The sequence below is a fragment of the Aeromonas sp. QDB56 genome (genome assembly GCF_027705505.1).
Taxonomy (GTDB): Bacteria; Pseudomonadota; Gammaproteobacteria; order Enterobacterales; family Aeromonadaceae; genus Aeromonas; species Aeromonas caviae.
Window position 1 is genome coordinate 1 of the sequence record NZ_JAPDBZ010000175.1, and the last position, 6,864, is coordinate 6,864.

The following is a 6,864-nucleotide window of genomic DNA, read 5'->3' on the forward strand; positions in this document are numbered from 1 at the left end:
GCGCGAGCAGCTATCACCCAGTAATGGGAATCCCCCTCCTGTGACGCGAAGCGCTAAGGTGGGGGAGGATGTCAATGATTGAGATGACGGGTACGAGTGGCTGGGTTCATCGACGCTTCCTCTGGATTTGACGGCCGCGAAGTCTACCTAAAAGTGGGGTTATTTGCAGCAAAGGGGGAACTGAATGCTGCTAATATCGTCAATCTGGCCGCCCGGTAGCGGGAAAAGAGGTCAGACACAGGGGGGAGGGGCTAGGTCCTGCTGCCGCTCTGGGGTAACATGCGCGCCTGCATGACATAAATCGGCCCCGTCCTCTCTCATCCGACGGAGGCGATGCACCTCTATATGACGGGTCTTCCATGAGATGGGCCCATCCGGATATTGAAAGAAGAGATCACCATGTTACAGATTGGCAAGATGAACACCCTGACCGTCGTCGAGATCGAGGAGCGCGGCGCCTGGCTGGCGGCGGGGGAATACGGCGAGCTGCTGCTACCCAGGCGTCAGTTGCCGGAAGGCGTCGCCGAGGAGAGCGAGGTGTCCGTCTTCCTCTATCTGGATGCGGATTGCGAGCCGGTGATCACCACCGACAAGCCCTTCGCCATGGTGGGGGACATCGTCGGCCTCAAGGTGGTCAATGCCAACAAGATTGGTGCCTTCCTCGACTGGGGCATGAAGAAGGATCTCTTCGTACCAAGCCGCGAGCAGAACAAGCCGATGCAGGTGGGCCATGTCTATCTGGTGCACCTGATGCTGGACAACGAAGGGCGCATGGTCGGTACCAGCCGTCTGGAGCGCTTCCTGCGCATCGACCCCCCTTTCAAGAGCGGTGACGAGGTGACGGTGCTGCCGGGGGAACACACCCCCCTTGGCATCAAGGCCGTGGTCAATGGCCAGTACGCCGGCATGCTGTTCAAGAACGAGGTGTTCGGCCGCGTGATGACGGGCCGGCCGCTGACCGCCTGGGTCAAGCAGGTGCGCGAAGATGGCAAACTGGACCTGACCCTGCAAAAGCCGGGGCTGGCCCGGATGGATGACGCTGGTGCGCGCATCCTGCTGCGCCTGCAAAAGCAGGGGGGCAGCCTTGCGGTGGGAGACAAGAGCGAGCCTGACGTCATCTACAAGATGTTCAGCATGAGCAAGGGCACCTTCAAGAAAGCGATCGGCGGCCTCTACAAGCAGGGCAAGATCGTCATCGAGGAGCACAGCATCCGCCTCGTGGGCTCCGACACGCCGGCAGGGGACGAATAAGTTGCCGAGTCCCTGCATCGGTGACTGCCGGGCCAAAGAGGGGCTCTGCCTCGGTTGTGGCCGCACCGTGACCGAGATAGGCCAGTGGTCCACCATGGACAGCGAGGCCCAGCTGGCCCGCATGGCCGAACTCGATGGCTCGAAGAGCACTCATGCCTGCCCGGGCTGCGGCGAGCCGGCGTTCTGCGCCGTGTCGGCGGGGGAACCCATCGAGCGCTGCTGGTGCAACCAGCTTCCCGCGTTGCCCATGAGCGATGCCAGCGCCTGCTGGTGTCGCCGCTGTCTGGCCAAGGCCATCTCGGCACGCCCCTGACTCGGGCAGCGCAAAAAACGAAAAAGGCGCCTGGGGCGCCTTTTCTTATGCCTGTTGCTGGCGGTGCCAGCGGATATGCACGTCGTGCTCGCTCTGATCCCGGGGGAGCAGGAAGGTGGCGTAGATCACCTCGAACTCGTCCTGGTGATCCAGCAAGCCGACCCAGACCTCGGCCCAACGTGCCATGTCCACCGGCTCGCCGAGTTCGGTCGACCAGTCGGCATTGGGCAGGGTTGCCTCCACCGCGCCACGTTGCTCGAACTCGAGGGTGATGTCGACGATTTGTTCGGGGGCCAGCATGTCGGCGGCCTGCTCCAGAAACTGATCATAGGCCCACTCTACCAGCTGATCCGGGCTACGTTGTTCCATGAAATCACTCCAGATACGTCCAGGTTCGCCACTTTAACAAGTATTGGGATGGGCAGCCAGCCCGGGGGCGGTGACGCCGTGCTGTCAAATGGCGGGATCAGGGGATAAGGTTAACAGAGCCGCCAGCAGGGGCGGCGTGACGGGGCGGCCTGGCAAGATGAAGCGACGACAGTACAGAAGGCAGATTAAGCGGCGGCGCGAAACCTGGTGGTGGCACTATCTGCCCCTTCATCGGGAAACCGTTGGCGGCCATCTGGGACCCGCCTCTGATCCGCAGGATGACGCTACTCTGTGCCGTGTACCCGGTTCAGGGTGACTTGCCCGAGTTGACCCATCTGACGACGGATCCAGGCCGAGCGCTTTTGCACATAGGGTGAGGGGGGCTTGACCCGATAACGCCAGGGATTGGGCAGGGCGGCGGCGAGCAGGGAGGCCTCGTAGCGGGTGAGGCGTATCGCCGGTTTGCCGAAGTAGTGCCTGGCGGCCGCCTCGGCGCCATAGATGCCGGGTCCGAACTCCACGATGTTGAGATACACCTCGAGAATGCGGGACTTGTCCCAGCCCAGCTCCATCAGCAGGGTGAACCAGGCCTCTATTCCCTTGCGCAGGAAGCTGCGATCGCTCCACATGAAGAGGTTCTTGGCGGTCTGCTGGCTGAGGGTGCTGGCACCGCACACCCGCCCGCTGTGCTGGTTGTGCCTGAAGGCCGAGCTGATGGCATCCATGTCAAAACCGTGATGTTCGGCAAAGCGCTGATCCTCGGCGGCGATCACCGCCAGTTGCAGCTCCCGGGAAATCTGCTCAAGCGGCACCCAGTCGTGCTTCACCTCGGCCACCTTGGCAGGGGGAAACAGGGCGCGTTCGAGGCGCCAGGTCCACATGGGGGGGTCGATGAAGCGCAGCAGCGCGACCGAGACGATGGTGCTCGCAAAGGCGGCCAGCAGCAGCTTGCCGAGCCAGCCCAGCAGTCGCCGTCTGCGCGCAGGCCTCACGGGCGCGGGCCCGCCGTCCCAGTCATAGTGGCCAGGATCATCGGGATCCGGAATTATTGGGGCAGCCATTCGATGTGGCAGAACTTCTCGTCGACGCGGCGGGAGAGCAGCATGCGGGCAAACAGGTGCTCGTACTCTTCTTGTTCGTTGCCAAGGCCGACCCAGATCTCGGCATAGTCGGCGTCGCTCACCTCAAATCCCACGTCGGCCGCCCAGTCGTCGGCGGGATCGGTCTCCGCCAGCAGGCCGCGGTCGTTGAACTCCTGATTGAAGCGGACGATCTCCTGCTCGGGCAGGTTGTCGGAGGCCAGCTCCATGAAGAGTTCGAGGGCGGTGTCGAGCAGTTCCTCGACGCTGTGCATTTCGTCATTCAAAGACATAAGAGCCGTGTTCCAGATAAGGGGAGAGGGAAAGTCCGTCGGCAGCGCCTCGGGGTGCGCGGTATTCTAGCTGGCCCTGATGCCCTTGGCGAGATGCCGGGACGCCAGGCATTAAAAAACCGGATCCTGGGAAAGGATCCGGTCTTCATTGGGGGAAGGGGTCGCGCATGGTGCGTCAGCTCATCCCTTCTTCTGGTCGTCGGCGAAGGTGATGTTGAGCTCCAGCACCGACAACTCGTCACTCTTTTGATCAAGCTGGACGGTGATCTTGTCCGGGTCGATCTGCACGTATTTGCGGATCACGTCGAGGATGTCCTGCTTGAGCTGGGGCAGGTAATCCGGCCCCCCTCTGGATGAACGCTCGTGAGCCACGATGATCTGCAACCGCTCTTTGGCCAGTTGTGCGGTGTTCTGTTTCTTGTTGGAACGAAAATAATCCAATAATGACATGCTTAACTCCCGAACAGTCGGCTAAAGAAGCCCTTCTTCTCTTCTTCCAGAAAACGGAAATCCTTGGTGTCACCCAAGAGGCGGGCTACGGCGTCCTCGTAGGCCTGACCGGCATCGGACTCCTTGTCCAGAATGACCGGCTCGCCGGAGTTGGAGGCGCGCAGCACCGCCTGGGACTCCGGGATCACCCCGAGCAGTTTGATGGCCAGGATCTCCTGTACGTCCTGCACGCTCAGCATGTCGCCGCGGTTGACGCGGGTCGGGCAGTAGCGGGTCAGCAGCAGGTGCTCCTTGATGGGATCCTCACCGCGCTCGGCACGGCGGGACTTGGAGGCCAGGATACCGAGGATGCGATCCGAGTCACGCACGGAAGAGACTTCCGGGTTGGTGGTGACGATGGCCTCGTCGGCGAAATAGAGCGCCATCAGGGCGCCGGATTCGATACCGGCGGGGGAGTCGCAGACGATGTAGTCAAACTGCATCTCCGCCAGCTGATCCAGGATCTTCTCCACCCCTTCACGTGTCAGGGCATCCTTGTCCCGGGTCTGGGAGGCGGGCAGGATGAACAGGTTTTCGCAACGCTTGTCCTTGATGAGGGCCTGGTTGAGGTTGGCTTCCCCGTTGATGACGTTGACGAAGTCATAGACCACGCGCCGCTCGCAACCCATGATGAGGTCCAGGTTTCTCAGACCAATGTCAAAATCGATGACCACGGTCTTGTGGCCACGCTGGGCCAGACCGGTGCTCAGTGCCGCGCTGGTTGTCGTCTTGCCAACGCCACCCTTGCCCGATGTAACGACTATGATTCGCGCCATTCTCGCTTCCTTGTAACTCTATTTGATTCGGTCTATACGAAGTTGTTCATTGTCGAGCCGGATATGGACCGGCTCTTGTATCACGCCTGCAGGCAATGCATCGCTGAGCTGGAAGGTGCCCGCGATGGAGAGCAGCTCGGCCTGCAATTGCTGGCAATAAATGCGGGCCTTGGGATTGCCCTTGGCCCCTGCGATGGCTCGGCCACGCAGGGCACCATAAACATGGATGCTGTCATCGGCGATGACTTCGGCGCCAGGGCTCACCGAGCCCAGCACCACCAGCGAGGTGCCGGCTGCATAGATCTGCTGACCGGAGCGCACCGGGCCCACGTGGACCTTGCTTGCCTCCACGGGCGCTGGCACCGGAGGAACCGGTGCGGCCTCCACTGGCTTGGGCTCAGGCACTGGCGGCGTCGGTTCAGGCTCTGCCTTGCGGCTCTTGCCTGACACCATGACGGCGAGGCCTGCCGCCTTGGCGGCCGTCTTCATCGCCTCGTCCCGCGCCCCCGTGATCCCGACCAGCACGAAGTCTTCCGACTCGACCTGCTCTCTGAGCTGTTCGAAATCGGGGATCGCCTCGAGGCGTTCCACATTGAGGACGAGGGGGGCACAATTAAAAAACTGGGGGGCCTGCGCGACCTTGGCCTCCAGCAGTTGTCGGATCCGGGCCGGATTGCCATCGCTGAGATGCAACACAGAAATAGTGAAGGTGGTCCCTTTCAATTCGTTATCGCGTTCAACCATGAATCTTCCCCGAACCGAGACGGTAATACGTTATTGTTATTCAATTCCTGATGTTATAGTTTGCCACCACCAGAGGCAATAAACCCGTCGGATTATATCAATTTCCATGTTGTGTGCAGTCTATAAAAGTCGCAAAAAAGCCGAGACCTATCTCTTTATTGAACGAAGAGAGGACTTTTCCCGCGTTCCCGAGGTGCTGATGAGTACCTTCGGGCGTCCCGAACTGGTCCTGATGACCAAACTGGACCCGGCCAAGCCCCTGGGGCTGGCCTCCACGGAGCGGGTGATGGCCGCCCTGAAGAGCCAGGGCTTTTATCTGCAGGTGCCACCGCCACCGGAAAACCTGCTGGAGCAGCACAAGGCGCAATTAAAGGACGCACGATGAGGGCGGGGCGGCTGGCACTGCTGTTGTCAGGCGCCCTGTCGGGATCGCCGGTGCAGGCCGGCCCCGATTTTGACCAGTACGTGGCGAGCCTCAAAGAGCAGGCGCTGGCGGCGGGCATGTTGCCCGAGACGGTGAGTGCGGCCTTTGCGGATGTACATCTTGTTGATGCTGCCATCAGGCACGACAAAAATCAGCCGGAATTCAAACTGACCCTGGACACATATATTCCCCGGGCGGTGCCGGAATGGAAAGTCAAGCAAGCCCAAACCTTATATCGCCAGCATTTGCCGCTGCTCACAAAAATAGGCAGGGAATATGGGGTTCAACCCCGCTTTATTGTTGCCTTGTGGGGAATTGAAACCAATTTCGGCAAAATAACCGGCCATTATCCCCTTATCTCTTCTCTCTCGACCCTGGCCTGGGACGGTCGCCGTGAAGCCTTCTTCAAAGGCGAGTTGTTCGATGTCCTGCGCATTCTGGAGCAGGGACATGTGAACCCCGCCAACTTCAAGGGATCCTGGGCGGGGGCCATGGGACAGGTGCAGTTCATGCCCTCGTCATTCCTGCAATACGCGGTGGATCAGGACGGGGACGGCAAGAAGATCTCTGGGGCAATCTGGCGGATGTATTTGGATCGGCTGCCAATTATCTGAGCCAGAACGGCTGGCGTGAAGACCAGACCTGGGGACGGCGGGTGAGGGTGCCCGAGGCGCTCGATCCGGCGCTGCTGGGGCTTGAGATCCGCAAGCCGCTGTCGGCCTGGCAGGCGCTCGGGGTGCGGCAACTGGACGGCTTCCCCCTGCCCAGGGTCGACATGCAGGCCTCCCTCATCCGCCCCGACGATATTCACGGGCGAAGCTACCTTGCCTATGACAATTACCGGGTACTGCGTCACTGGAATCGCTCCCCCTATTTCGTGGTGGCCGTCGGTACCCTGGCCGATCGCATCGTGAAATAGCTCTCCCCCGTTCTCCTGTCACGGCGAACGGGTGGAGGTGATATGCCCGTCTCTTTTTATCCCTTGTCGGCCTCCCTTTATCCACGAACGCTGCCCTTTAAATCGTGACATGAAAAAAGCGGGAATATATCCTAATGCCGATCAGTTAAGGATCCATTGACCGATCCTCAGGCTGTGTAAGAATCCGAAACTCCTTGTTGGGTTTCG

At 60.6% G+C, this 6,864-nt stretch carries 9 protein-coding genes and 1 pseudogene; 4 read left to right on the forward strand and 6 right to left on the reverse strand.

Annotated features, from left to right (window positions below):
* The first annotated feature begins 381 nt into the window (after positions 1–381).
* Both OKB81_RS18550 and OKB81_RS18555 read left to right on the forward strand, forming a co-directional pair.
* The gene (locus OKB81_RS18550; RefSeq protein ID WP_010674641.1) at positions 382–1,251 is read left to right on the forward strand and encodes a CvfB family protein; all 870 of its coding nucleotides are present in this window, start codon (positions 382–384) and stop codon (positions 1,249–1,251) included.
* 1 nt (position 1,252) lies between these two features.
* Positions 1,253–1,564, forward strand: a complete 312-nt coding sequence (locus OKB81_RS18555; RefSeq protein ID WP_010674642.1) for a DUF1289 domain-containing protein — start codon at positions 1,253–1,255, stop codon at positions 1,562–1,564.
* A gap of 45 nt (positions 1,565–1,609) precedes the next feature.
* On the opposite strand, the gene OKB81_RS18560 is transcribed toward OKB81_RS18555, so the two are convergent.
* The 6 genes from OKB81_RS18560 to minC form a co-directional block, all read right to left on the reverse strand.
* Complete coding sequence (locus tag OKB81_RS18560) at positions 1,610–1,933, reverse strand: HI1450 family dsDNA-mimic protein (protein WP_010674643.1); 324 nt, start codon at positions 1,931–1,933, stop codon at positions 1,610–1,612.
* 284 nt (positions 1,934–2,217) lie between these two features.
* Complete coding sequence (mtgA, locus tag OKB81_RS18565; RefSeq protein ID WP_270805366.1) at positions 2,218–2,925, reverse strand: monofunctional biosynthetic peptidoglycan transglycosylase; 708 nt, start codon at positions 2,923–2,925, stop codon at positions 2,218–2,220.
* A 53-nt stretch (positions 2,926–2,978) separates the two neighbouring features.
* Positions 2,979–3,305, reverse strand: a complete 327-nt coding sequence (locus tag OKB81_RS18570; protein ID WP_029314491.1) for an HI1450 family dsDNA-mimic protein — start codon at positions 3,303–3,305, stop codon at positions 2,979–2,981.
* A gap of 180 nt (positions 3,306–3,485) precedes the next feature.
* Positions 3,486–3,755, reverse strand: a complete 270-nt coding sequence (gene minE / locus OKB81_RS18575; protein ID WP_010674646.1) for a cell division topological specificity factor MinE — start codon at positions 3,753–3,755, stop codon at positions 3,486–3,488.
* A gap of 2 nt (positions 3,756–3,757) precedes the next feature.
* Positions 3,758–4,570 (reverse strand): septum site-determining protein MinD, encoded by an 813-nt coding sequence (gene minD, locus OKB81_RS18580; protein ID WP_010674647.1) that lies wholly within the window; start codon positions 4,568–4,570, stop codon positions 3,758–3,760.
* A gap of 18 nt (positions 4,571–4,588) precedes the next feature.
* Entirely contained in the window at positions 4,589–5,314 is a 726-nt protein-coding gene (gene minC / locus OKB81_RS18585) for a septum site-determining protein MinC (RefSeq protein WP_160839359.1), read from the reverse strand.
* 106 nt (positions 5,315–5,420) lie between these two features.
* On the opposite strand from minC, the gene OKB81_RS18590 reads away from it, so the two are divergent.
* Positions 5,421–5,699, forward strand: a complete 279-nt coding sequence (locus OKB81_RS18590; protein WP_039039102.1) for a YcgL domain-containing protein — start codon at positions 5,421–5,423, stop codon at positions 5,697–5,699.
* A pseudogene (locus OKB81_RS18595) lies at positions 5,696–6,657 on the forward strand (lytic murein transglycosylase). Before OKB81_RS18590 ends, OKB81_RS18595 begins: the two are co-directional and overlap by 4 nt.
* The last annotated feature ends 207 nt before the right edge of the window (positions 6,658–6,864 follow it).